This window comes from Streptomyces sp. SS8 (assembly GCF_054072955.1).
Genome location: NZ_JBSVCZ010000071.1, coordinates 1 through 455, shown reverse-complemented (window position 1 = coordinate 455; position 455 = coordinate 1). Strand labels below are relative to the sequence as shown.

Sequence of the window (455 nt, the reverse complement as noted above, 5' to 3'; positions counted from 1 at the left end):
CCCGCGGGTGTCGCGTTCCTCGGCGCTGGCGTCCAAGGCCACCGGTTTCCCGATCGCCAAGATCGCCGCCAGGCTGGCCGTGGGCTACACCCTGGATGAGATTCCCAACGACATCACCGAGCAGACGCCGGCGTCCTTCGAGCCGACGCTGGACTATGTGGTGGTCAAGGTCCCGCGGTTCGCGTTCGAGAAGTTCCCGGCCGCCGATGCCACGCTCACCACCACGATGAAGTCGGTGGGTGAGGCGATGGCCATCGGCCGCAACTTCCCCGAGGCTCTTCAGAAGGCGCTGCGGTCGCTGGAGAAGACCGGCAGCCAGTTCGACTTCACCACCCCGGTGGGGGAGAAGGAGGAGCTGCTGCGTGAGGCGGCCCGTCCCACCGACGGCCGGATCAACACGGTCATGGCCGCCATCCGGGCCGGCGCCACCCCCGAGGAGGTCTTCGCCGCCACCG

The 455-nt window shown here is 68.8% G+C and carries 1 protein-coding gene; it reads left to right on the top strand.

All coding sequences use genetic code 11. The features are described from left to right. On the top strand, positions 1-455 hold a 455-nt coding region (locus ACW69E_RS27760; RefSeq protein ID WP_457501037.1), incomplete at both ends, for an ATP-binding protein.